The sequence below is a fragment of the Herpetosiphon sp. genome (assembly GCF_003512625.1).
GTDB classification, from domain to species: Bacteria; Chloroflexota; Chloroflexia; order Chloroflexales; family Herpetosiphonaceae; genus Herpetosiphon; species Herpetosiphon aurantiacus.
Map to the genome: position 1 here is coordinate 1 of NZ_DOPT01000111.1, position 26102 is coordinate 26102.

The window sequence follows — 26102 nt, forward strand, 5'->3', positions numbered from 1 at the left end:
CGCAGTGGGAGAGGGGTTGGGGGTGAGGGACGGTGATAATTGGTTGTTAACCCAATGAACCATTACAGCTATGGGCTATCGAAATATTTTCTAGCATTTCAACCGATCCAAAAGCTAATAGTCTCACCTGCTCTGCGTCTCTGCGTTAAAAACCGATCTCTAGCCAAATTCTATGTTCTAACACCCTCAACTCTCATCTATAATTGAACTACTATTTAAAAGAGGGCTTCTTATGAAATTTGTTTCATTTCGGCGCTATGGCGAAGGCTCCGAGGCACGAGCCGGGGCTTGGTTGCCCATGGGAATCATCGATCTACAAGCCGCAGCAGGCTTAGTTTTTGAAGATTTGCCCCACGATTGGTCGCTGATGAGCATGCTCAAACACGAAGCCGATGGCTATGGCATCGATGCCGCAATCCAGGTCGTTTCAGCAGTCGTCGATTTGCTCGGCGGTGGCGGCGATGGCATCGAATGGGATGATCCCGATGCGATCAACAGTATGCTTTCGCTAGGCGGCGAAACCGTGATTTACCCGCCTGATAGCGTGCGTTTGTTAGCGCCGATTCCTCAACCACCAACGATTCGCGATTTTTATGCCTTCGAGCAGCATGTGCGTGAAATTCGTGCTCAGCATGGCCGCTCCGTGCCTAGCACGTGGTACGATATGCCAGTCTTTTACTTTGGTAACCCTACCACCGTGCTTGGGCCAGATAGCGATCTGGTAATGCCGCGCACCAGTCAACTTGATTATGAACTGGAAATTGCAGCAGTTATTGGCCGGCCATGTCGCGATATCGAGCCAGATGAAGCTGAATATTATATTGCTGGCTTGATGGTCATGAATGATTGGTCGGCCCGCGATATTCAGGCCCGCGAGATGAGCGTTGGCTTGGGGCCAGCCAAGGGCAAAGATTTTGCCACCTCATTCGGGCCAGCCCTGATCACGCTTGACGAAATTGAGGATAAAGCGCTGGGCGATGGGCGTTACGATTTGGCGATGGTGGTGCGGGTCAATGGTGAAGAGCGTGGTCGTGCGTCGTTCGCCGATATTTACTATACGCTCGGCGAATTGATTGCCCACGCTTCACGCGATGTCACCCTGCTGCCTGGTGAAATTATTGGCTCGGGCACAGTTGGCACTGGCTGTTTGCTCGAAACCACCCACGGCGAAGGGCCATGGCTTGAGGTTGGCGATGTGGTCGAACTCGAAATCGAACGCATCGGCATCTTACGCAACACAATTGTTGATCGCGATAGCTAATTAATCGCTATGTGGTGGCAGCCCAAACAACTGCCACCACATTGATCGCAAGCTAGACTTGACCCAAGGCAACCTGCTTTGGTGCTTGCCGAGCCAGAATCTGAAAAGTCTTACGGACGGCATCGACCGCAGGCAAAGGATTGTAGCCCAACTCACGTTTGGCTTTGGCAATTGATAAGCGTTGTTCTATGCCGCAATATAGCCCAACTTGGCTGCGCAAAATCATTGGTTCGCGGCCTGTGACATTCGCCACCAACTCCATCATGCCAGCTACGACATTGGTAATGCCTTTAGATACCCGCATTGGCACTTTGATTTTGGGATTAAACTCTTGGGCGATTTCAAAGATTCGTCGCAATGGTAACGATTGATCATTCGCCAAAATATAGCGTTCGCCTGCCCGACCTTGGCGCTCAGCAGCGATCAGCCCTTCGGCAACATCAGCCACATCGACAAAATTAAAATCCATATTGATATCTAGTGGCATTTTATTGCTCAACACCAACTCCAAAATCCCCAACGATGGTGTGGTACGGCCATTGGGATCGCCGATGATCGTGCCTGGCAAGCCCGCCATCATCTCCAAGCCATATTCCTTGGCCAACTTCCACGCCAATTGTTCCGAGGCGATTTTCGATTGATAATACGGATTACCATAGGTATATTGGTTCCAGGTTGTTTCATCTGCTGGGATTTGGCGCTGAGGATTATTTTTATCGACTGCCGCGATTGAACTGACATACACCACCCGTTTGACCCCCGCCTGCGCCGCTGCTCGCAAAATATTGCGTGTGCCCTCAACGTTTGGTTGAATGATCTCGCGTTGCGGATTGCGCGACCAATGCTTGAATACCGCCGCTACTTGATAGAGTGTATCAACTCCAACCAAGGCTTGTTGCAGCGAATCCATATCCATCAAATCGGCATACACTTGCTCATAGGCCAGTTGCGGCTTGATTTGGCTGCGATTGCGCACGCTGGCCCGCACATCAACCCCACGCTCCACCAACATTTGAGCCAAAACTGAGCCTAAATGACCATTCGCTCCGGTAACCAACACGCGCTTGCTCATTGCCATTCCTTTCATAATAAACTAGACAAATAGTTTATCTAGTTTTAGATAAAAAAAGAGACCAGTATAATAGAATAAACTATATCCTAAGAATAGAGAGTTTATTCTAAAAAAATCAACCGCTATAAAGATCCGCTAAGGTAACCGCTTGCAACTCTTGTTTCATGGCTGCTTCGGCTCGTTGCAGGCTGGCGACCATACGTTGACGGGCGGCTAGTGCCTCGATTTTCGGCTCGGTTGGGTGAATATTCAGCCGAAACAAGGGTTTGGCTTGCTCGATCGCGTTAAAAATATCCAAGAGATTAATCGCCTGACTGTTACGAGTTAAGCGCACGCCGCCTTTCGCTCCCTCGCGGGTTTCAATTAGGCCGGCATTGGTCAGCGATTGTACAACCTTAACCACGCTTGGCTTGGCAATACCTAAAAAATCGGCGATTTCATGGGTTGGCACAAAATCGTAGATTTGTTCCTCGATTTTATAGGTGATGTAGAGGCTGATGGCAATTGCCTGTGAAAACGCCAGTGAATAACTCATAACGCTCGCCAATAATTTATACTAGATATATTGTATATTGAGTTCAACATTTGTCAAGCATGAATTTTTGATCATGCTATACTAAATCGTGAGCAAGAGCGAGGTTACAGGTTATTGAGAGAGTTTCCCAATTCATCTACTGACCCCGCATTTTTGCCTACCATGATCTCTATCTAGAGGAGAATTGCGCATGCGATCATTCCGTGCTGGCTATCGTTTACTAGCATTATTGCTGCTCCTAACGCTTGGTTTTGCACCTGCTGATCAAGCAACCTTGGCCCAAACACCACCAATTGGCTCATTAGTTGATGCCAATGGTGATGTTGGTGAGACGAGCGATCTTGTAATTGGTCAAGACGGCCTAGGGTTGATCGCCTATTACGACACAACAAATCAAGATTTAAAAGTTGCCCACTGCAAAAATTTACAATGCAGCCAATCGAGCAGAGCGATTATTGATAGCCAATATAACGTTGGCAAATATGGATCAATCGTGATTGGCAACGACGGTTTAGGCGTTATCGCTTATATGGATCTGACCAATCGCACATTAAAAATCGCACACTGCCAAAATGTTGAATGTAGTTCAGCAACAATCTCTACGATAACCTCAACCCTGTGGGTTACCTTTAAAACGGATATTGTCATTGGCGCTAATGGGTTTCCGGCAATTCTCTATGCTGAAGATGATGCTATTGCGACGTTAAAATATGTACAATGCCATAATATCACGTGTAGTGTATCAACAATTACAACTCTTGATGAAGAGGTTTATGGATCATTTGCAGGAAAAATGATCGTAGGTGGTGATAATAAAGTCATTATTGCATATAATAAATTGATCCATCATTTATCAGTTGAATTAAAGTTCAAGTATTGTAATAATGAAGCTTGTAGTGATGTTACAACTACACAAATATATATAAATCCCGCAGACATATTCTCTTATATCCTTGATATCACCATAAATTCAAATAACTACCCTATTATCAGTTTTTATGATATTGTTCAGGATCACTTATTAGTTGCCCAATGTAATACATTTAATTGTAGTGATTATACAATTAACCTTGTTGATAGTATAGGCGCTGAAAGTGGTACAATGAGTAGTATTATGATTGGATTTGATGGATTACCTCTGATCGTTTATCATATACGGCCAATTGCTGGTGTGCATGATAATGACGATTTACGAATCGCACATTGTGAGAATATTGCATGCAGTAGTGCGACGATTACGACGATTACAGCACATCTCGGTACATTCCTCGGGTATCATCCCACAATAAAAAAAGGGGCAGACAACTTAGGACTATTTATTTATTTTGATTTGATTAATACCAATCTGCGGGTTGTTCATTGTGCCAATATTCTTTGCACAAAAGAAGGCCAAGCAGACTTTGCGCAATATTTGGCATTAGTTCAAGCTCCTATAACCACGTTTAGCCTCTTAATCAATCAACAAACCATTCCTGTTCAACCTGTCGCCCAACAAGGCCAAGTATTTTATCAAACAACCATTAATGTTCCAAGCATTGTGCCAACTGGCGGTTCGTTTGTGCTAAGTGCTGATCCTGATGGGCAAACGCCTTCACTGGTTGATGATGCCGTGGTATTCAAACTCAATAATCAAGAAGTGTTTCGCTTTGAATATACTGGTAGCATCGCACCCTCCCCTACTTTAGTCACAATTCCCAATTCATTGGTTGCGCAATGGGCCGGCCAAACGCTAACTGTCGAATTCCACGATCGGTTTGCAGGCCAAATTCAAGCCTCAACCATGTACTTAGTTTGGCTACCCTAATTAATCACCAAGGATGATCGCCAATCGCCTAATTGGGTGATGCTGCAATAGCGCTGCCTTTGCTACGATCAAGCTCGTTCTTTTTAACTAGGAGGGTGATCAATGCACATGCAGCGTTTATGCTATTTTCTAGGTTTGCTTGGGTTAAGCCTTAGCTTGTTTAGTTGCAGTCGAGCTAATCGTCAAGCTGTCGCCGTTTCACCGAACTCAACCAGCCAAGTTGCTGAGCCAAATAGCCTTGGCCTGCCCAAAGGCACGTTGCACGAAGCAGAATTGCTGGTTGCAGGCGAAACTCGTAGTTTTATCTATTATCTGCCAGCAAAGCTTGATCCAGTCGGAGCACCATTGGTTTTTATGTTGCATGGCGGCGGTGGGCTTGGTAATTCGGCTATGACATTAACCACCCAAGAACGCTGGAATACACTTGCCGACCAACATGGCTTTATTGTGGCCTATCCTGATGGCATGAATCGGCGCTGGAACGATTGTCGCAGCGATTGGGATAACCCTTCAACCAGCGATGATGTGCAATTTATCAGCACGTTGATCGACCACTTTGCTCAAACCTATTCAATTGATCAGACGCGGGTCTATGCGACAGGCCACTCCAATGGCTCGATGATGTCGCTACGACTAGCGCTCGAATTGCCTGATCGGATTGCGGCGGTGGTTGGTAGCGCGGGGTATATGGCTCAAAATAGTCAGTGTAAAATGTTGGGTACGCCTGCCCCGTTGATGCTATTGGCGGGCACTGCCGACCCAATTATGCCATACGCTGGTGGTTTAATTGATATTCCAGGCGATAGCCAGCAAGGCCAAGTGCTTTCCGCCGAAGCGACTATCCAAATGTGGCTCGACATGTTGAGCATTACCAACCAACCCAGCATTAGCCATTTGCCCGATATCAACCCTGACGATCATAGCACTGTGACGATCAATACCTACCAAGACAACCTTGTGCGCTTTTATCGAATTGATGGCGGTGGACACACGTGGCCCAGTCTTGAAGAGCCAGCACGTTTGCAACAACGTCAAAATCCGCATAACCGCGATTTTTATGCAGCCGACGCAGCCTGGGAGTTTATGCAGCAACATCGGCTTGGGCAGTAGGTTTTTTTGATCCACGAAGCGCACGAAGGATGAGGCTATTGGTTATTTGGATTGTTTGAAACACCACACCATGTTCCGATAGCCTAGCGCCATAAGCCTATAGCCTTATCATCTCTGACGCACTGCATTCTAAGTCGGCTATAATAGTAGCAATCAATTGCTTGTTGTAGCACAAGGAGATGATCGATGGCGATCACGAAAGTCGGGGTACTTGGCTGTGGCTTGATGGGCGCGGGCATTGCCCAAGTTGCCGCCCAAGCAGGTTTTATGACGGTTGTGCGAGAAGTTAATCAAGCTGTGTTAGATAAAGGCTTGGATCGCATCAACGCTATTTTGGAAAAGGATGTTAGCAAAGGCAAACTAAGTGCCGCCGACCGCGATGCAAGCTTGGCCCGCTTGTATGGCACCACTAGCTTCGAGGATTTGGCAGATTGCGATTTGATTATTGAGGCGATTGTTGAGCAATTGCCAGCCAAACGCGAAGTTTTTACCGCGCTCGATGAATTGTGTCCCCCCAGCACAATTTTTGTTTCCAACACCTCATCACTAACGATTATGGAAATGGCAGCAGTAACCAAGCGACCCGACCGCTTTGCTGGATTGCACTTCTTCAATCCGGTTCCGGTCATGAAATTGGTCGAAATCGTGCGTGCCCTTACTACCTCCGATGAAACGATTGCCAGCCTGCATGAGTTTACCCGTGCTTTGGGTAAAACCCCGATTAACACCAGCGATACCACCGGATTTATTGTCAATCGCTTGCTTGTACCATTTTTGCTCGATGCCGTGCGCTTGCTTGAAAGCGGCGTTGCCACCCGTGAGGACATCGACGAAGGCATGAAGCTTGGCTGTGGGCATCCGATGGGGCCATTAACCTTGCTCGATTTTGTGGGCATTGATACGGTCTACTCGATCGCCAATATTATGTTTGATGAATTCCGTGAGCCACGCTTTGCCCCGCCGCCATTGCTCCGCCGCATGGTGCTCGCCGGCCATTTCGGGCGCAAATCGGGCCAAGGTTTTTATTCTTACTAAATGAAAGTCAAAAGGCAAAGGGCAAAAGTCAAAATAAACCATTTGCTTGCTTGATTCACGCACTTGCCAGCAAATTCACCTTTTTGCCTTCTGCCACAATGAAAGGCAAAAGGCAAAGGGCAAAAGTCAAAATACATCATATGCCCGTTTGATTCGCTAGACCAATGACAATATAACCTTTCTGCCTTTTGATTTTTGCCTTCTGATTTTACATAGGGGGTTCCATGTCATTTGAAAATATTCTGTTTGAAATTAATGAACAAATTGCAGTTATCACGGTTAATCGGCCTAAGGCCTTGAATGCCTTGAATAGCGCAACCATTCGCGAATTAGGCCAAGCCGTCGAGCAATTAGCCAACAATACCCAAGTGCGAGCATTAATTATTACTGGGGCTGGCGAAAAAGCCTTTGTTGCTGGCGCAGATATTAGCGAGGTTAACAGCATTGAAAGCTCGCTGCAAGGCAGCCAAATGTCGGAAGCCTTGCACGATGTGCTCTGGAAACTAGGCGAATTGCCACAAGTCACAATCGCTGCAATTAATGGTTTTGCGCTTGGTGGTGGCTTTGAGCTAGCCTTGGGCTGCGATATTCGAATCGCCAGCGAACAAGCTCAGGTTGGCTTGCCTGAAGTTGGTTTGGGGCTTGTGCCTGGTTGGGGTGGGGCTTTGCGGGTTCAACGCTTGGCTGGCACTGGTGTGGCCAAATATTTAGTCCTCACTGGCGAACGGATTCCAGCCAGCGAAGCGCAGCGGCTTGGCTTAATTGAAAAAATCGTGCCTGCTGCCGAATTGCTTGATCAAGCGCATCAATTGGCGGCCAAAGTTGCCAAAAATGCCCCATTAGCGACGGCTCTTGCCAAACGGTTAATCAATCGGGGCGCAGAAATGAGCTTGCGCGATGCCATCGCCTACGAAAATGGCCTCTTTGGCCAACTTTGCGTTACCGAAGATGTCAAGGAAGGGACGAGCGCCTTTTTAGAAAAACGCGCTGCCAAATGGCAAGGGAAATAACTCAACCTTTAGGCTGAGTTGAGCAAGCTGCTAGTTAGGTATAATCGTACATACGTTCTGTTATAGGAGTGTGTATCAGATGCAAAACGCTACTGTTGCCGAGATGATCGCCGCTTTGGATGCTGATCGGGCTGCCAACCAAGCCAAATTTGGAGCACTCGACCCCAATGCTGTGGTTTATGCTGATGGCCCTTGGACGGTGACCAACATTATTTGCCATCTTACGATTTGGGAAGAAGAGTTTTTGAAGGGTTTGCAGGCACATCAAGCTGGCCAAGGCTATCTGACCGAAATGCCCGATTTGGAAGGCGAAGCAGCGCTCAATGCTTTCAATGGTCGCACCGTCGCAGAACGCAATCAGCTTAGCTACGAACAAGCACTTGAGCAATGGACAAACGTGCGCCAGCAAATCAAGAATACCTTGGCAAGCTTCACGCCTGAGCAACTAGCAGCGCCAATGATTGCGCCTTGGGGTGGTGAAGCAGCCTCGCCAGTTGCCCAAACTGGTGGCTGTATCTGGCACGAAGGCCATCATTTAAAGGAAACCTTAGCCGCTGTTGGCAACGATAGCGCTCAGGTTGGTTAACATTTCAGCCCTGCTTCCAATTTTAAGGAAGCAGGGCTGGTTTGAATTCTAGCCGCGGCGCTCGTAGTTGGGAGCTTCGTTGGTGATCGTTACATCGTGGGGATGGCTTTCGGCCAAACCTGCGGGCGAAATCCGCGAGAAGCGGGCATTCTTGCGCAATTCATCAACATTATGCGCCCCAACATAGCCCATACCTGAGCGCAAACCACCGACCAATTGATAAATGGTATCGGCCAATGCGCCTTTGTAGGGAACCATCCCTTCAATTCCTTCGGCCACCAACTTGCGAGCAGGCTGGTTGCTTTGGAAATAGCGGTCGCTACTGCCTTGCTGCATCGCACCAATCGAACCCATGCCACGATACGATTTGAATGAGCGGCCTTGGTAGAGAATCATCTCGCCTGGCGATTCGTCGGTTCCTGCTAATAAGCCACCCAGCATAACCGTGTGTGCGCCGGCAGCCAGTGCTTTGGCCACATCACCACTATACTTAATCCCACCATCAGCAATGATTGGCACGCCAGCTTCTTCGGCAGCTTTAACACACTCCATTACCGCTGTAACTTGGGCCATCCCCGCACCTGATACCACCCGAGTGGTACAAATCGATCCGGGCCCTTGTCCGACCTTAACCGCATCAGCGCCGTGTTCGATCAAGGCACGAGCACCTTCGCCAGTACTCACATTCCCACCAATGATTTGCAGCTCAGGATATTGTTGTTTGATGCGGGCAATTGCATCGAGCACGGCTTTGGAGTGGCCATGAGCAGTATCGACCGCAATCACATCAACCCCAGCCTCAACCAACAAACGCACCCGCTCGAGTTCGCTGGTCGAAGCGCCGACGGCAGCGCCAACTCGCAAGCGGCCATAAGCATCTTTGGTGGCGTTAGGATGTTCGATCTGCTTTTGAATATCCTTGACCGTGATCAGACCATTGAGTTTGCCATGTTCATCAACCACCAAAACCTTTTCGATCCGGTGTTGATGCAAGGCTTGTTTGGCTTGTTCGAGGGTTGTGCCAACTGGCACGGTGACCAATTCTTCGCTGGTCATCAATTCGCTGATTTTGCGGCTGGGGTCGGTTTCAAAGCGTAAATCGCGGTTGGTAAGTATCCCGACGAGTTCGCCAGCAGCGCTGGTAATCGGCACCCCTGAAATATGGTAATCGCTCATGAGTTCCCAGGCTTCGCCGATGGTTTGTTCGGGGCGCAAAGTGATGGGATCAGTGATCATGCCACTTTCTGAGCGTTTGACCCGCCGCACCAAATCTGCTTGTTGGGCAGGAGCCATATTTTTGTGAATAATGCCAAGGCCACCTTCGCGAGCCAGCGCAATTGCCATGCGATCTTCGGTCACCGTATCCATCGCAGATGAGACAACTGGAATGTTCAAACGAATCTCGCGGGTTAGCCACGTGCTAACGTCGATTTGTGAAGGCAAGACATCCGAGTAGGCTGGAATCAACAGCACATCATCATAGGTCAGCCCTTCAAACGCGAACTTAGCACTCCAATCGATTGGCATGGGGTTATCCTCCTTGGGATATATGAAAAGCTCACCGCAGGATGCAGTGAGCCATCCGACGCAGAACCTTGCGTCATCCTTCAGTTGTCCGATTGCCGATACAATAGGCCTATTATAGCACCATCGAGGCTTTGTTTTGCGATAATCGCGAGATCTTCTGGGCAATTTAAGCCGTATAGTTAATCGGGGTAGTTACTATGCCTCGCTTGATATTCGCATTGATCATGTTAGTTGTCGAGAACATCTTCCCATGAACATTCTTATCATTAGTCTATTTTTGCTGCTCTACGGCGGGATCAATAGCTACATCGGCATCCGAACTTGGCAGTGGCTTCAATCGCTAGTTCCGCGAGCATTGCCAGGCTGGGTTAAGTGGGTTTATTGGATCGGATTTGCGGGGTTGGCCAGCGCCTATTTTCTGCTTCGCTTTGCCGCAAGCTTTATGCCTGCGAGCCTCAGTACCATTTTGGCCCAAATTGGCAGTTACTGGTGGGCAATCTTTGTCTATGCCGGGCTGTTGCTGGCACTAGTAGACTTGCTGCGCTTGATCCTGCGCAAAACCAAATTACTCGCTGCGTGGAAGCTCAGATCGCAGGCGACCCTAAGAATGACTGGCACAGTCATCTTTACAATTATTCTCACCGCCATCATCTATGGAACGTGGCGGGCCCGCACTCCAGTGGTTACCGAGTATACGCTCAACATTGCCAAACCAGCAGGCAGCTATCGTGAGTTGTCGGTTGTGCTGGTTTCCGATAATCACCTTGGCTTGATCAATGGCAATGGTCGGATTCAAGAGCTGGTTACCATGGTTAATCAGCTTCAGCCAGACCTTATTCTGATCGCAGGCGATTTGATTGATGACGATTTTAAGCCGTTTCTTGATCAAGCGATGGCTAGCGAACTCAGCAAGCTGCAAGCTCGACTTGGCATCTATGCAATTATGGGCAATCACGATGTGCGCGACCCCGAATTGCCAAGCTTTCGCGCCGAGTTGGAACAAGCCGGCATTCAGTTGCTGATTGATGAGTGGGTTGTAGTAGATAATAGTTTGGTGCTGGCTGGGCGCGATGATCCTTCCCCGCCACGGGCTGCTGGTGAAGGGATGGCCCTAGCTGATATTATCGCCAATACAGACCGCTCATTGCCGCTGCTGGTGATGGATCATAACCCTAATCGATTGAATGATACGATTGCCGTTGAAGCCGATCTGCAAGTTTCGGGGCATACCCATGCCGGGCAAATTTTCCCGTTCAATCTCGTTACAAATATGATGTATGAAGAAGATTGGGGAGCATTGCAACGTGGCTCGACCCATGTGGTTGTCTCATCGGGTTTTGGCACGTGGGGGCCACCAATGCGGATTGGCACCTACCCTGAGGTTGTGCACATTCAACTAACGTTTGGTCAATAGCAACTACTCTTGTTACAAGTTAACCCAAGCCCCTCTGCTATAGCCTAGAAGAGGGGCTTTTGCTGATCGTTTTAGGGTTTGCGCCACGCCTCATCATAGTCGCGGCCAAGCAACAACACTAAAGCTGCGTCGCCCTTTGGTTGTTCGGGAGCTGGGCTGGTTTTGCTTACCACAATAATGTTGCGGCTGCTAATCCCCAATTCAGCAGCAAGTTGCTCACGCAGTTCTTTATGATTGCCAAAATCGATGATTTTGGTGGTGTCATACACGGTTGAAGCGGTTGAAGGATTGAGCAATTGATAGTCACGGTTTTCGAGGTGAGTTGCTACATCGCCTGCCAAACCACTAATTTGCGCTCCATTGATCACTTCGATGCTTAGATTGTCGTCCGAAGGTGTGTTTGAGCTACCATCAATTGGGCTATTGGTATCAGGAATTGGGCTGGTCAATAATTGATCAACCGTGGCCGCGATGCTGGCAGGGTCCCAAATTGGCACATACTGCGACTCATCCATATAGCCGATTACTGAGCTGGTATCCCATTTGACACTCTTGATCCGGCCATTGGCAATATCACTGCCAAGCCCAGCCAAAGCCCGTAAATTGCCAAGGTCATCGATTGGCAGGTCGGTATAGAACGAGCCTTTGAGTTGTGCAGCAAGGCTATCCAAGGCATCAATTTGGTCGAGCAAGCCTTTATCTTTGAGGGTTTGAACCAGCGCTCGAATCACATCTTGTTGGCGGCGTGAGCGGCCATAATCAGCATCTTGATGGCGTGAACGGGCATAACGCAGCGCAGTTGTGCCATCCATGTGTTGCAAGCCAGCCGGAATAAACAGCCGAATCACTCCATAATCGTCATCATCGGTTGGGTAAGTCGCATCCCATAGCGGGCGTTGCACATCGATTGTAATGCCCCCAACGGCATCAACAATTTTGCGAAAGCCCTTAAAATCGACTTGAGCAACATAATCGATATTAATATTCAGCATATTGGCGACGGTATCGCGGGTTAATGCCATTGCCTGAGTTGAAGGAATCGTCATATTTTGGGCGATACCTTCTTTATAACCCAGTTCGTAGGCTGCATTAATTCGCTGCGAACATGTGCCTGGGGCATCGTAGCCTGGAATTTCGGCACAACTATCGCGCGGAATCGAAACCATGCTGGCCCATTTTTGGGTTGGATCAATATGCAACACAATGATGGTATCAGTGCGAGCTTTGGTATCATTTTCACGTAAATCGACCCCAATCAACAACAAATTAAAGGGATCTTTGACAATATCGGGGGTTGCCAAAGGTTGATTGGGCTGAGGATTAGGATTATTAGGATTTTCGACTAGGTTTGGCGCTTGGGTTGGGATGGTTACTAAGGCATCACTTGTGGCATTTTTAACCTTTAAATAGGCCCAAAGTGCCCCACCACCACCGACCAAAACCACCGTTAGCAAGACCCCAAGCATAACCATACCACAGCCAGCTCCACGCGAGGTACGTTTGATTGGATCTGTTTTGGGTGGCAATGGGCGCGAGGTTGGTCGGCTGCCAACCGCCGATTGGACTGCCTTGGGCACACGAACATATGATCCTTCGTGGTCAGCACGTGGTACGGCCCGTGGGCGTGGGCGTGCAGCAGCAGTCGAATTATTGTTCAACAACAGATCATTCATCAACGCCGCGTCGTTGGCAGCATCGGCTTTAGCTGCGGCACGTGAACGAGTTGGCAAGGGTGTGGTAGCTTGACTACGAACATGCTCAGCATCGAGCGATAGATCATTGGCTGACCCGTTGGTCGATTCCTCAGGTGTATCGGTTTTTGCAGGCATGCAGCTATCTACTCCTTGTTTGTTGATGATTGATATTGGGCACGATGATGCAGCACGAATTGCTCAACCGCATCTAAGACTGCTGGCGATTCACCATCGCGGAGCATTTCGTGGCCACTTTTATCGAACCACAGTAATTGTTTATCGCTGGAGCCAACTTGGCGATAGATCGCTTCGGCGGCGGATGTGGGAATTGTACGATCTTGATGTGAATGAATGATTAAGATTGGTGCAGTAATTCGTGGCAATTGTTGTTCCACGACTTTGGCATAGCGCCAAAGCGAAACAAAGGCCGGAGCCGGAAAGCGCCGATAATTGCCATGTTGGCGGCCTGTCTCTTTATCGTACCAACCTGCGCCCATATCGCGATTTTCATCGCCCCACATCCCTAGCATTGGCGCAACATAGCGTGCCCGATCGGCATGTTTATAGTGGAAGCGCATGGCAGCGGCCACGCTAACCACCCCAATAACGTCATCGCGATGAGCTGCTGCTAGGTGATTGGCCACGAGGCCACCCATAGAAAGCCCAATCAAAATAACTTTATCGACCTCGCGCCGTAAATCACGCAAGGCTGCATTGGCATCAGCATACCAATCGTGCCAGGTTACGCCCTGCAAATCTTCGGGCAAGGTGCCATGACCACGCAAATAGGGCATGCGATACGGAATATGATGGGGAGCTAAACGGCTTGGCACCCGATTGACTGAATCGGCGCATGAAGTAAAGCCGTGAAGAATTAAACAACCAACACTTGACATGAATTATGATCTTTCTTACACCCTGCGGCCACTTTTGGTATAATGCGACAGCAGATCATTCAACGGAGAACCGTAATGGGCATTAAAGAGTTTTTTGTGGCATTTCGAGATGCCATCGATGGCGAATATGATCGGCGAGTTAAAGCCGCCAGTGAAGTTCGTGAATATAGCATTGGTGGTCATGGCCATCACGATCATCATGATGCTGACCACGGCCATGATCATCACGATGCGATCAATCACGATAGCCATGACACCCAGGTCGTTGTTGGTAGTCACGCTGAGGAAACCACTTCACAGCACTAAACGCACGACAGCACCCCAAAAACGGGGTGTTGTCGTTTTTACCACTCATATCATGCCATAGCCACGGCACAGCGTCAATGTAGCGCAACTGACAGCTAGGTGAAATAGAACGTAGGAATTCATGTCACAGCAAATGCCCGCAGGTTTTACGATTTTAGCAATTGAAACATCGTGCGATGAAACCGCCGCCGCCGTTATTCGCGATGGCCGCGAGATTGTGGCCAATAGCGTCGCTTCACAAATCGATATTCATCAACGCTATGGTGGCGTTGTGCCCGAAGTGGCTTCGCGCCAACATATTCTGACGATTACACCCGTGATTAATACGGTGCTGGCCCAAGTGCCCGGCGGTTGGAGCGCGATTAATGCGGTTGCCACAACTTATGGACCAGGCTTAGCTGGCGCTTTATTAACTGGAATTAACACCGCCAAGGCGATTGCGTGGTCGCGCAATTTGCCGTTTATCGGGGTTAATCACCTCGAAGGCCATATTTATGCTTCGTGGCTGCATACTGCCAAAGATCTAGCCTACCAAGCCCCCGAATTTCCGTGTGTCGCCTTGATTGTTTCTGGTGGCCACACGGCCTTGGTGTTGCTCAACGATCATGGTGATTATCGTTTGCTTGGGCAAACCCGCGATGATGCAGTGGGCGAGGCTTTCGATAAGGTAGCGCGAATTATGGGCTTGGGCTATCCAGGCGGCCCGCAAATGGAAAAAGTCGCGCGTGGGGTTAATCCAGGTGCACTCAAATTGCCCCGAGCATGGTTGCGCGGAACCTACGATTGGAGCTTTAGCGGCCTCAAAACCGCTGTGCTGAACGTGGTCAATGATCGTTTGGGTGAGCGCATGGAGAAAGTTAAACTTGCTGAAGTTGACCCAGCCTTCACCGCCCAGCTTGCCGCTGCCTTCCAAGATTCGGCAGTCGATGTGTTGGTGCAAAAAACCGTGGCTGCTGCTCGCGAATACAAAGCCAAAACGATTATTTTAGCTGGTGGCGTAGCCGCAAATACTGCCTTACGCGAGCGCTTGAGCGCAACCGCCAAGCCTATTCCGGTAGCCTACCCGCCAATTTGGCTGTGTACCGATAATGCCGCCATGATCGGCGCTGCCGCCTATTATCGTTATCAAGCAGGCGTGCAGCAGGATTGGTCGCTCGATGCCACTCCCAGTCTCAAGCTGATTTAAGGGGTAATTTTAACCACGAAGAGCACGAAGGGAGTATGGCTGTAGGCTATGAGGCTATTGGCTATCGGAATATTTTCTAGCATTTCAAATGATCCAAAAGCCGATAGCCTTTAGCCACATGCCCCTATGTTCTTTGCTCTATGCTCTTAAGCTTGGCATACTGGGCAAATATGGGTAGAGCGTTGGGCCACGACGATGCGCTCGATTGGCGTGCCACAGCGCCGGCATGGCTCGCCAGTTCGTCCATAAGCCTCAAGGTGATATTGGTTTTCGCCGCTTGCCCCATAGGCATCGCGATAATTGACCAAGGTTGTGCCACGATGCTCAATTGAGTTGCGCAGTACAGTTTTAATCGCCTCGAATAGCTCGGCAATTTCGTTGGCGTTTAGGCTATTGGCGGAGCGCAAGGGGTGAATTTTGGCCAACCACAACGCTTCATCAGCATAAATATTGCCAACTCCCGCCAAGACACTTTGATCAAGCAAGGTTGGCTTGATTTTGGTAGCTTTGCGACTCAAGCGTTGCGCAAAATCATCTAAAGTAAAATCGTCGCCAAGCGGCTCTGGTCCTAAACGTTGATTGAGCGCCGCCACGCCACTGCGATCAACAAGACTCCAACGGCCAAATTTGCGTGGGTCGTGAAACCGTAGTTCGCGGCCATTATCCAGCGCTACCACCACATGCGTATGGCGATCGGCAGGTTCGTCGGCAGCCACAACCAACATTTGGCCAGTCATGCGCAGATGCACAATCAAGGTTTCGTGGTTATCAAGCTCGATCAGCAAATATTTGGCCCGCCGCTGAACTTGCTGAATCTGGCGTTGGGCGATAGCCTCGGCAAACAATTCAGGGCTATGGGTATCGACAATTTTGGGCCAGCCAAGGCTGCGCAATGCCACAAAATACCGCCCAACAAGCTCTTGCTCAAGCGAACGACGAACGGTTTCAACTTCTGGTAATTCTGGCATAAGCGTTTGTTTCTAAAATAGATAAGCGGATTGCAGTTGCAAGCCGCTGGTTTGCTGATTAACGTTCGGGCGTGCCAAGGGCGCTATGGCCGCCGCCGCCGCTGGTATTGTCGATCAAAATTGTGCGTTCGGCGACAACCGGCAAATTGGCTTCAACGCTGATGGTATGCGATTGCAAATTTGGGTCAATCGCATCAAGCAAAACTGAAATTCGGCCAGTGCGTGGAATTGTATACTCGACAACTTGGGTTGTGCCATCGTCTTTGCCGAGCGTTACCTTGACTTGGGCTGGGCGTTGATTGGGATTGAGCACTAGCAAGAATTCGGTTGCTGGATCGGCGGTACGGCCTTCGGCAAAATGCCAAACATAATCTGGCTCGGCAGCCCCTAATGTGTTTGTGGCGCTGTTGCCAGCATTGAAATAGCTGGTACGTTCGGCGACAATCGGCTGACTTGAGGTCAACATTGTCCCAACGCCTTGCGGTGATGGCACAATCTCACGCAGATCAACATCGAGCCGCGCCAAGGCTGGCACTTGATAACGCCGCGTAAAGGTCGAACCTTCCTCGGTCATAAAGGTCGTGGTAATTGCCGCTGAAACCGGATTTGGGTTGAGCAAGGCCAAGGTTGTGACGAAGGGATCGAGGGTTGCACCTTCGGCAAAATACCAGGTATTCGATGGGGCAACTGCGCCTTGGGTTAAGAAGCCGCCACCCTTAGTTGGACCAACCAAGACGGTGCGTTCGGCGGCAATCGGCGCAGTCGCCGCGATGCGCAAACCAAACGCCTTGGGATAGTTGCTGCTCAAATCAACTTGGGTGCGAGTAAAAGGTGGCAGTAGCACTTGGCGCGTAGCCGTAATGCCATCGGTTGGCATCATCAGTAAATTAGCCACAACTTCGCTGGGCTGGGGATTATAAAGCCACAACAGGGTGCTGCGATCGTTCGAGCCATCGCCCTCAGCAAAATACCAAGTACGGCTCCAACGACTAATGCCCGATTCGCCCAGTGCATCGTTGGCAAACAACATTGTGCGATCACCAACAATCGCTTGATTGGAACTGACTTCAATGGGCAAATTAAAGGTATCGCTGAAAATTTCGTTGGCGATGATATTGACTCGCTGGCCAGGCTGAATTTCATATTCGCGGCGCACGGCATTGGTTTGCCCAGGCAAGAAGGTCACGATCGTGCGGGCAATTTGGTTGGTTGGATTGAACAACATAATCCGCTCGTTGTAATCGCGGGTGTTGCTTTCAACAAAGGTCAAACGTTTGCGCACGGTCAGTTGGTCAGCGGTACGCCGAATCGATTCAGCTTGCTCAACATTCAAACTGCCCAAGACTGTTAATGTTTGCGGCAAACGATAGGCTTCGCTAATCCAAGCGATAATTTGGCCCAAGCCTGTGCGGGCGGCATCGGTTAAATCGCCAAGTAGCGCCAAGCGAATTGTGCCATTGCTGGCCGGAAAACCATTGCGCCCAGCATAGACATTGCCAGCCTGATCGATCACAAATTGATAGGGCAGGTCGGCGGCTCCCTCAGCTTGGGCAGCGGCTTGCAAAGCTCGCAACATCGTCGGCGGATCAGCCTGGTTATTCAAGGGCAAACTGACTAACTCGATTCGGCGTGGGCGTGAAGGCAGCAAATTCGGAATGCCAGGCAATGCACCCCAACTATTGCGGCTAATCACTTGCGGTGGGCGAGTGAAGGTTGTACCACCAAAGGCAGCTGGAGCACGATTGAGCTGATCGGTAAGTTTAGGGCCGTTGCTAGTATCAATAAAGCGCCAAGCAATTGCTTGCAAACTCGGTGCCGCTGGCTGATTGCTGCTGGTAAAATCAACCTGATATTGCAACCAGCGTGAATCGGCCTCAACCCCAATTGGCCCAAGCAATTGCTCGCCCTCGGCCAGAATTTGGGCCACATTCAAGGTTTGCCATTCGCGCCATTCGGTGCCATTGGCGCTGGTGCGCAGCTTAAGGCTGAGGCTCGTGCCAACTGGGAGTTCGAAATTCCAATGGGCCGAAACCGCATTCCAAACGAATGGCACTTCGTGGGCAACCGATGTAAAAGTACCTTGGGTAGCCGCTTGATCGAGCCGCAACTCGCCATCGCTATTATTGGTCACCAACAAGCCTTCGAGCGTGCCAGCTTGCCAATCGGCGACTGAGCTTTGGGCAAATGTGGCAGTTTGCACCTTACTGGCGGTGTTGGTCTGAGCTTGGGCTTGCCAAGCAATGCCACCGAATGCTAGCGATAAGCCAATTGCTGCCATGAAAAACTTACGGCGCATAGGTACCTCGTCGATAACGACTACGAAATTAAGGACTATAGGCTATCAATATAATGGTTCATTCGATTGACCAAAATATATCCCCTCACCCCCTAGCCCCCTCTCCCGCCTAGCAGACGAGGGGGAATACTGGATCAAGCCCCTCTCCCACCAAATGGGAGAGGGGTAAGGGGTGAGGGAGCATAGCCCTTAATTTTTGCGACTTGCGAAGGTTAATTAATCGAGCCAGTCGGGGTCGTAATAATTGGCAGCATTCCAGAGAATCCAGCCATACGTGCCTTCGACTTCGGCGACTGCTTGCATTTGGGCGCGAACTTCGGTGCGACCATATGGTGTTACTGGATCAAGCCATGTCGCGGTGAAGGCTTGAAGCCACGGTCGTTGCACTGCGTATTTGCCTTCCATGCGCTTTTGGCCTTTTTCGATACTATCCTTGACGATCTCATAAGGGTAGGCATCGGCGTTATCGAAGCCCAACTCATTGCGATCGTAGTGCGAAGGATAGACCATTGCACAGACATAATCGGTGTGATCGGCCATAATTTCAAGGCTTTGGCCAATTTCCCACATATTACGCCATGTGGCATAACCGAACACGTCGATTGAGAAGAATGCGCCTGAACCATTGATATCGCCATGAGCGCGTTTGAGCACATTGCCAATTGCTTCGTACATCACTTCCGGATTATTTTTGGGATCAATCGGCTTGGAGAAAACCAAATTGCTGGTGCTGCCATCCGATGGGAAGCGAATGTAATCGAATTGTACTTCATCAAAGCCAAATGCGGCAATTTCTTTGGCAATGCCCACATTATACTCGGTGACGTTGGGGTTGAATGGATCAAGCCACTTGAGACCACCGTCATCTTCCCAAACTCCGCCAGTGGCCTTGCTTTGGGCGGCCCATTCGGGGTGAGCATCGGCCAAACGATTATCGCGCATTACCGCCATGCGGCCAATTAAGTAGATATCGCGCTTGCGAGCTTCGGCCACAATCCATTCCATATCCAAATAATCGGATGAGGTTTCGGCGGCCAATACCAATGGATGTTGCGAGAGATAGCCTACTCCGCCAACATCGCCAGCAATATCCAGCTTGATATCGATCACCACCGCATTAACTTCGGTTTGATCAACCAAATCAAACAATTCGCTTAATGAAGCTTTTGACGAGCCAGTTGCTGCGGTAATATAAATTGCTTTGGCTACAAATTCTTCAGCTTCTAGATCGGCGGTAAATTTGCCTTCGCTGAGCGCCGTCCAAGCCTTGCGATACCCAGGCGAGAGCACCTGAATTTGGGCATTTTCAGGCACATCGGTTAATTCATAGGTGCCATCGGCATTCAGCCGTGCCATAGTAACGGCAGTGCCAGTGTAGGGATAGGTTTCATCAGCCCCTTCAAATGGCTTGACCATGGCGATAACCGTGCCCTTGGTCAACGGCTTGCCTGTTGTACTATCGACGACTGAGCCACGCACGGTCGAAGGTCGCAAAACCACATCCAACGAGGCGGCTTGCGGCAATTCTAAGGTTTGGCTGCTGTAATCGGTAGCGCTGAAAACAACTGGTGCATCCAAATCGATGTTCTTAACTGTATAGCGACCTTCAGCATCGCTTTGGGCCGTGGCGCTACCAACGCTGACCGTGGCTCCGCTGACTGGTTTTTGGCTATATTTATCGCTGATGATCCCAGTTAAGCTGGTTGGGCGCAGCGAAACATCGTAGCTTGTTTGTTTTTCGAGGGTAGCGGTGGCACTGGTGTAATCGGTTGCCACAATCACCACTTCAGCCTTTTCAGCAACATCGGTCAATTTGTAGCGGCCATCAGCGCCGCTGGTGGCTTGGCTCGTGCCAGCCTTGACCGTCACGCCAGCCACAGGCTGTTGTGAGTATTGATCAAGCACAACCCCGCTGATCGTGTTGGGACGAATCGTCAGATTAACTTCTACCGGAGTTTGCTCATCGACAGGAGTTTTATCGGCCAAACTAAGCGTAGCTGAGCTATAATCGCTGGCTTGAACTAAGAGTGAATTGGTATTTTCCCATTCATTAATCGTCCATTTACCATCAGCATCACTCGTAGCGCTTGCTTCGCCAACTTGAATGGTTACTCCAGCAACGGGCTTTTGGGTATAGCTATCTGTTACAATTCCCGTCAGTGGCGGATTGCTACTGCCACAGGCGGCAAGCACCAACGCAACAGCGCCAAACAGACCAGCTGTTAGGCGACGCTTGGTTTGACTCACAAAATACATCACTTCTGACCTTCCTAAGATTGTGGTGGGTGTCGGTTTAGACGGCGGTAATCATACGTTGCCCATCACTGCCTGTCAAGAAAAAACGCCCGACTGCACAGGCAGTTCAGGCGTTTTTTGATTAAGAGTTGCTAAGTTTTAGCGTTCAAGATGATATGGCACGCTAATCACGATTTTATTGCGTCGGAATAGCAGCGCACCTTTCAAGAAGAAGGCGGTTTGGTTATGTAAGGCATATTCCCAAATTCGCGCCGGAATAAATTCAGGCAAGATAATGGTTAGAATATCATCATTGCGCTCAGCTTCAATCCGATCAACATAGCGTAAAACTGGGCGTAACAATGAACGATATTTAGATATTTCAATATCCAAGGGCACATCTGGCTCCCACTGTTGCCAGCGTTCTTGTAGACGTTCAGTTTTTTCGTGTTCATGCTCAAATTCAATATACAAAGCGCGAACTTTACCTGGAGCAATTGATTTGGCATATTCAAGCGCTTTAACCGTGCCACGATGCAATGATGATACGAGCACAATCACATTATTTTCTAATGGCACGGGTTTGCTAAACCCTTCCAATGAAAGTTGTTTGGCTACGCCTTTGTAATGACGATTGATCGTAGTAAAAATCAAAACGAGAATTGGAATACAAATAACCACCAACCATGCACCTTCTTTGAATTTCGTTGTGCCGTTGATGATCAAAACGATCCCAGTTGCGATCGCGCCAACTGCATTCACCACTAAATTAAGTTGCCAACCCTTGGTTTTGAGCCGCAACCAGCGCAACACCATCCCCGATTGCGAGAGTGTGAATGAGAGAAACACGCCAACCGCATACAAGGGAATTAAGTTGGTAACCGAGCCATCAAAACCAATCACCAACAGTGCAGCAGCAACCGCCAAGAAAAGAATCCCATTCGAGAAGACCAAACGATCGCCCAATGATGAGAATTGGCGGGGCAAGAAGCCATCTCGGGCCAACAACGACATCAATCGTGGGAAATCGGCGTAGCTGGTATTGGCTGCAACCAGCAAAATTGCGGCGGTTGAGATTTGCAACATGCCATGCATCACTTTGGGGAAGCCCGTTTCGCTGCCCGTCGTGCGCCCCCAAATGCCTCGCCCAATTTGCGAAATCACGGTTTCGTTGAATTGCGGGCGTGCGCCATACTTGTGAGCAAACCAGGTAATGCCAGCGAACATCACTAATAGTAATCCCGCCATCCAAACCATGGTGACGCGAGCGTTGTGTGGCTCTGGCTTGCGAAATGCTGGTACGCCATTCGAAATTGCCTCAACCCCGGTTAATGCTGAACAGCCCGAGGCAAACGCGCCCATCAGCAAAAAGGCGGTCATAGCCTCAGTTCCAAATGGCGAGAAGCTTTGTTCATGTGGCCCCATCAGGTTATCCGAAAGCACTAACGGCTGAATATCGCCTGTAAATTGTTTGTAAAAGCCATAGCCGAGGGTCAACATAATGACTGTAATAAAAAAGTAGGTAGGCAGCGAGAAAATCGCCCCCGATTCGCGAATCCCACGCAAATTGGCCAAGGTCAGAATGAGAATCCCAATCAAACAAATTTCAATTCGATAATCACGCAACGGCTCGACCAATGAGATCAACTGCGAAACGCCCGACGAGATCGACACTGCCACAGTCAGAATATAGTCAATTAATAATGCACCGCCAGCGATCAAACCCGGAAGAGTGCCTAAATTATCCGAGGCCACGATGTACGAGCCACCACCGCTGGGATAGGCCGTGATTGTTTGGCGATACGAGATCGTCACGATCATCAACAAAACAGCGATGCCGATGCCCAGCCACAGCGATGAGCTAAACGCAATGATGCCGGCTGGCACAAGGTGGACAAGCATTTCTTCGGTGGCATAGGCGACTGATGATAAAGCATCAGACGAGAAGACTGCGAGCGCGGTTTTTTTATCCAAGCGCTCATGCGATTGGGCCGCAGTCTCCAACGGATTCCCCACTAAAACCCCCTTCAATTGGGTCAACATGGACAAACTCCTTGGCGTTTCCTCAAAACGAGGGTTAATTACACATATTTAATTGAACAAATGTTCTGTATTTAAGGTCGCAATAAATTACCCTTAAGCTGACGACACCTCGACTGAGCAGCTTAAACAGTATTTATTGGAGCATTATTGTTGCAGTGAAATTAGGCTTTAGGTGGAGAATGCGGTGAGTGCCGTGCTTGTTGCGAACAATACGGTAAAGCGACATTGGTTAAGTTGGATTGGTGTAGCTGAAAGCGCATACCCGTTTCCATTTGCATAAAAAAACCGCCACTATTCAGATATGTCGGCGGTGAACACAGGCTTTGATTATAGTCCACTCTAAACTTTTGTCAATGAGATTGTTAACGAATATGAAATTCGTAACTTGTTTAGCCAAGCTGAACTACTAATCCGTCCCTCCGCTGGAGGGAAACGCAGGGGGATTAAAGCCCCCTGCACCCTCTAAAGGGCAATCTGTGGATTACCTTCGATCTACAATCGTGATCACAGTTTCAGCACTTGGATTAATTTTAGGCGGCTGGTTTTTGGGCCACAATATCTTCCGAGCCAGTTGGAATATAGTGCAAGTGATAAGGGACGCTGATTACCACCACATCTTCATATTTGCGCAATGCCAGCAATAGCATCACAGCAGTTTGGTTGTGCAGCACTTTGGCCATGGTCGAATCGGGCACAAACTCCGGAATAACCACGGTAATCAAATCGCCTGGAAATTCCTTGTTGTTGACTTGATCGACGTAATCGACCAATGGCGTGAGATAATCGCGGTAGTCGGTGTGCAAGAAGACCAATTTGGCCTTGCCCAGCACTTCGTCCCACTGTTCCCAGCGTTTGCGGGTTTTGATTTCTTCCTCTTCGCTACCAACAACTTGGACCACGCGCACATCGTCGGTTAGTTTCAAGGCATATTTGATCGCACGCAACGAGCCACGATGAATGCTGCCAACTGGCACAATCGCCACATCAGCGGGCGAACGCAAATCGCTTGGTTTCAAGCCTGTTAGGCTCAAATTGGTTGCCACATGGTCATAGTGTGCTTTGATCTTGCGGAACAAAAGCATGATCAACGGCAAGGCCACAATAATCAGCCATGCACCTTCGGTAAATTTGGTAACTGTCAACACCACCAAAACCACAGCCGTCAAGCCAACCCCAATGATGCTGGGAATTCGTTTGAGCTTGTAGTTTGGCTCATAGTGCAGAGTGGTGATGCCAGTGTCGAGGCTTTCGCCTGGCTTGAGTTTGGCAACTTTGCGCCACATCACAATCATGCCAGCTTGCGAAAGCGTAAACGAGAGGAACACCCCAATCGCATACAATGGCAACAGGTGATGTTCTTCGCCGCCGAAAGCTGCCAGCAAGGCCGAGGCCAAAAAGGCCAGCGCGATCACGCCTGAGCTATAGACCAAACGGCTACCCAAGCGCGAGAGCCAACGCGGCAAGAAACCGTCATTCGACAAGAAGGCCGCGATCCGTGGGAAGTCGGCATAAGCAGTGTTAGCAGCTAGGATCAAAATCAACATGGTGGTAAATTGAACCCAGTAGTACAGAAACCCACTACCAACAATCGTGCGTGTCATTTGCGAAAGTACACTCTCGCCACCTTCATGCAGCAGGGTAATCGGAATATGGGTAGCAATAAAGCTAATTCCAATAAACAAGGTCATGGCCATGACGGCCATGGCTCGCATGGTAATGATCGCATTTTTTGGCGCTGGGTTACGAAACGCTTGTACGCCGTCGCTGATTGCTTCAATCCCAGTCAAGGCGGTACAACCACCAGCAAAGGCCCGCAAGACCAGCCAGATCAAGCCAAAGTTATCAAGGCCTGAACGAGCGGTTTCGTCGGTTGCGACGCTGCGTGGTGGCAATGGCTCGCCGAAAATTCCAAAATAGCGGGCAAGGCCAATCGCGATCACTACGAACACCCCAAACACAAAGGCATAGGTGGGGATGGCAAAGATCGTGCCGCTTTCGCGCACACCACGTAAGTTCAGCCAGGTAATTAAAAGGATAATCCCAATTCCGATTAATACCCGATGCTCATGAAAGAATGCGACATCGGGGAAGGCCGAAGAAATTGCTTTAACCCCCGCCGAAACCGAAACCGCCACGGTCAGCACATAATCACTAAGAATCGAAGCACCTGCCAACCATGAAGCTGTGCGACCGAGGTTATCCTTACTGACCATATACGCGCCGCCACCCATTGGGTAGTGGTGAATGGTTTGGTTGTAGCTCAAGACGACCAACAGCACCAAGGCCGCAATCCCGATCGCAATCGGCAAGGTGTAACTTAATGCTGCGGCGCTGATCAAAATCAGCACCCGCATAATCGCTTCAGTGGCATAGGCATTGGAGCTAATTGGGTCGGATGCAAAGACTGCCAATCCGCGAATTTTGTCGAGCCGTTCGTGCTGGGCACTACTGCTGGGGAACGGCTTCCCGATGAGTAGCTGTTTGATATTCATGGTTGATGTCCTTTCAAAGTGGATTGACAGCCTTCGCCACTTGGTTAATTTCGCTCTAAAATGCGCCACTGGTTTTGCCAAGTGCGACAAACCGTGTGGCGCATATATTCTGTCAGCGTTAGGCTATACGTTGTTACAATCGCGGGGGTTACTTAACCAGTAATCACACGCACCAAAAAGATCGTAACCATTACAAGCCCGAGTGAAACCTGAATTGCAATACTTACGAGCCAATTTTTGATGGTGCGCCATGAAACATCGAGCACGAATTTTCGATCGCGCCAGCGTTGCCATTCTGGCAATAATGCCCCAATGATCGAGCCAATCAGCATGCCTGGAATGTTCAGAATGAGTAGGCCAATGATACCACCAATCATGCTAAAGATTGTTGCCCAAATTGAGGCTCCACCACGGCGCTGGCCCAACGCACCAACCCAAATATCACTGGTCATGGCAATCAGGGCAATCGCGCCCAAAACGGCCAACGTGCCCCAGCCAATCACCACAAAATCGGTCATCGAGGCATACAATAATGCCCCAAGCCAAATCAAGGCTGCGCCTGGCAAGATTGGCAAAATTACCACGCTCACCAAGCCGAGAAACATAATCAACAATGCAAGTGCTAGTTCCAA

Annotated in this window: 20 protein-coding genes; 9 read left to right on the plus strand and 11 right to left on the minus strand. The window is 49.5% G+C overall.

Annotated features, from left to right (window positions below; genetic code table 11):
• Nucleotides 1–232 precede the first annotated feature (232 nt).
• A complete protein-coding gene (locus tag DEF47_RS24940; protein WP_012188763.1) occupies nucleotides 233–1261 on the plus strand; it encodes a fumarylacetoacetate hydrolase family protein in 1029 nt (342 codons plus the stop codon).
• Between the two features lie 52 nt (nucleotides 1262–1313).
• On the opposite strand, the gene DEF47_RS24945 is transcribed toward DEF47_RS24940, so the two are convergent.
• Both DEF47_RS24945 and DEF47_RS24950 read right to left on the minus strand, forming a co-directional pair.
• Nucleotides 1314–2333: an NAD-dependent epimerase/dehydratase family protein gene (locus DEF47_RS24945; RefSeq protein ID WP_012188762.1), complete on the minus strand. Its 1020-nt coding sequence runs from the start codon at nucleotides 2331–2333 to the stop codon at nucleotides 1314–1316.
• A gap of 115 nt (nucleotides 2334–2448) precedes the next feature.
• Entirely contained in the window at nucleotides 2449–2868 is a 420-nt protein-coding gene (locus tag DEF47_RS24950; protein ID WP_012188761.1) for an RrF2 family transcriptional regulator, read from the minus strand.
• A 190-nt stretch (nucleotides 2869–3058) separates the two neighbouring features.
• Here DEF47_RS24950 and DEF47_RS24955 point away from each other — a divergent pair, with 190 nt between their 5' ends.
• From DEF47_RS24955 to DEF47_RS24975, 5 genes are all read left to right on the plus strand, one after another.
• Nucleotides 3059–4672 carry a hypothetical protein gene (locus DEF47_RS24955; RefSeq protein WP_012188760.1) on the plus strand — a complete coding sequence of 538 codons (1614 nt, stop codon included), beginning with the start codon at nucleotides 3059–3061 and terminating at the stop codon, nucleotides 4670–4672.
• A gap of 102 nt (nucleotides 4673–4774) precedes the next feature.
• Nucleotides 4775–5782 (plus strand): CE1 family esterase, encoded by a 1008-nt coding sequence (locus DEF47_RS24960; RefSeq protein ID WP_012188759.1) that lies wholly within the window; start codon nucleotides 4775–4777, stop codon nucleotides 5780–5782.
• Nucleotides 5783–5968: 186 nt separating this feature from the next.
• Nucleotides 5969–6817 carry a 3-hydroxyacyl-CoA dehydrogenase family protein gene (locus tag DEF47_RS24965; protein WP_012188758.1) on the plus strand — a complete coding sequence of 283 codons (849 nt, stop codon included), beginning with the start codon at nucleotides 5969–5971 and terminating at the stop codon, nucleotides 6815–6817.
• A 224-nt stretch (nucleotides 6818–7041) separates the two neighbouring features.
• Nucleotides 7042–7827, plus strand: a complete 786-nt coding sequence (locus tag DEF47_RS24970) for an enoyl-CoA hydratase/isomerase family protein (protein WP_012188757.1) — start codon at nucleotides 7042–7044, stop codon at nucleotides 7825–7827.
• A gap of 79 nt (nucleotides 7828–7906) precedes the next feature.
• Nucleotides 7907–8413, plus strand: a complete 507-nt coding sequence (locus tag DEF47_RS24975) for a DinB family protein (protein ID WP_012188756.1) — start codon at nucleotides 7907–7909, stop codon at nucleotides 8411–8413.
• Nucleotides 8414–8461: 48 nt separating this feature from the next.
• On the opposite strand, the gene guaB is transcribed toward DEF47_RS24975, so the two are convergent.
• Complete coding sequence (guaB, locus tag DEF47_RS24980; protein ID WP_012188755.1) at nucleotides 8462–9940, minus strand: IMP dehydrogenase; 1479 nt, start codon at nucleotides 9938–9940, stop codon at nucleotides 8462–8464.
• Between the two features lie 250 nt (nucleotides 9941–10190).
• On the opposite strand from guaB, the gene DEF47_RS24985 reads away from it, so the two are divergent.
• Nucleotides 10191–11354, plus strand: coding sequence for a metallophosphoesterase (locus tag DEF47_RS24985; protein ID WP_012188754.1), 1164 nt, complete (start codon nucleotides 10191–10193; stop codon nucleotides 11352–11354).
• A gap of 71 nt (nucleotides 11355–11425) precedes the next feature.
• Here DEF47_RS24985 and DEF47_RS24990 read toward each other — a convergent pair whose 3' ends face one another.
• Together DEF47_RS24990 and DEF47_RS24995 are read right to left on the minus strand one after the other, a co-directional pair.
• Nucleotides 11426–13183, minus strand: coding sequence for an LCP family protein (locus DEF47_RS24990; protein WP_012188753.1), 1758 nt, complete (start codon nucleotides 13181–13183; stop codon nucleotides 11426–11428).
• A gap of 8 nt (nucleotides 13184–13191) precedes the next feature.
• Nucleotides 13192–13944: an alpha/beta hydrolase gene (locus tag DEF47_RS24995; protein ID WP_012188752.1), complete on the minus strand. Its 753-nt coding sequence runs from the start codon at nucleotides 13942–13944 to the stop codon at nucleotides 13192–13194.
• A 96-nt stretch (nucleotides 13945–14040) separates the two neighbouring features.
• On the opposite strand from DEF47_RS24995, the gene DEF47_RS25000 reads away from it, so the two are divergent.
• A complete protein-coding gene (locus DEF47_RS25000) occupies nucleotides 14041–14250 on the plus strand; it encodes a hypothetical protein (RefSeq protein ID WP_287045392.1) in 210 nt (69 codons plus the stop codon).
• Between the two features lie 121 nt (nucleotides 14251–14371).
• Complete coding sequence (tsaD, locus tag DEF47_RS25005) at nucleotides 14372–15436, plus strand: tRNA (adenosine(37)-N6)-threonylcarbamoyltransferase complex transferase subunit TsaD (RefSeq protein ID WP_012188750.1); 1065 nt, start codon at nucleotides 14372–14374, stop codon at nucleotides 15434–15436.
• 146 nt (nucleotides 15437–15582) lie between these two features.
• Here tsaD and mutM read toward each other — a convergent pair whose 3' ends face one another.
• From mutM to DEF47_RS25035, 6 genes are all read right to left on the minus strand, one after another.
• On the minus strand, nucleotides 15583–16404 hold the full coding sequence (gene mutM, locus DEF47_RS25010; protein ID WP_012188749.1) for a bifunctional DNA-formamidopyrimidine glycosylase/DNA-(apurinic or apyrimidinic site) lyase: 822 nt from the start codon (nucleotides 16402–16404) through the stop codon (nucleotides 15583–15585).
• A gap of 58 nt (nucleotides 16405–16462) precedes the next feature.
• A complete protein-coding gene (locus DEF47_RS25015) occupies nucleotides 16463–18700 on the minus strand; it encodes a DUF5719 family protein (RefSeq protein WP_012188748.1) in 2238 nt (745 codons plus the stop codon).
• A gap of 216 nt (nucleotides 18701–18916) precedes the next feature.
• On the minus strand, nucleotides 18917–20956 hold the full coding sequence (locus tag DEF47_RS25020; protein ID WP_012188747.1) for a putative glycoside hydrolase: 2040 nt from the start codon (nucleotides 20954–20956) through the stop codon (nucleotides 18917–18919).
• Between the two features lie 138 nt (nucleotides 20957–21094).
• Nucleotides 21095–22978: an APC family permease gene (locus DEF47_RS25025; protein ID WP_012188746.1), complete on the minus strand. Its 1884-nt coding sequence runs from the start codon at nucleotides 22976–22978 to the stop codon at nucleotides 21095–21097.
• Nucleotides 22979–23508: 530 nt separating this feature from the next.
• Nucleotides 23509–25470 carry an APC family permease gene (locus DEF47_RS25030; RefSeq protein ID WP_012188745.1) on the minus strand — a complete coding sequence of 654 codons (1962 nt, stop codon included), beginning with the start codon at nucleotides 25468–25470 and terminating at the stop codon, nucleotides 23509–23511.
• Between the two features lie 152 nt (nucleotides 25471–25622).
• On the minus strand, nucleotides 25623–26102 hold the full coding sequence (locus DEF47_RS25035) for a DUF456 domain-containing protein (protein WP_287045393.1): 480 nt from the start codon (nucleotides 26100–26102) through the stop codon (nucleotides 25623–25625).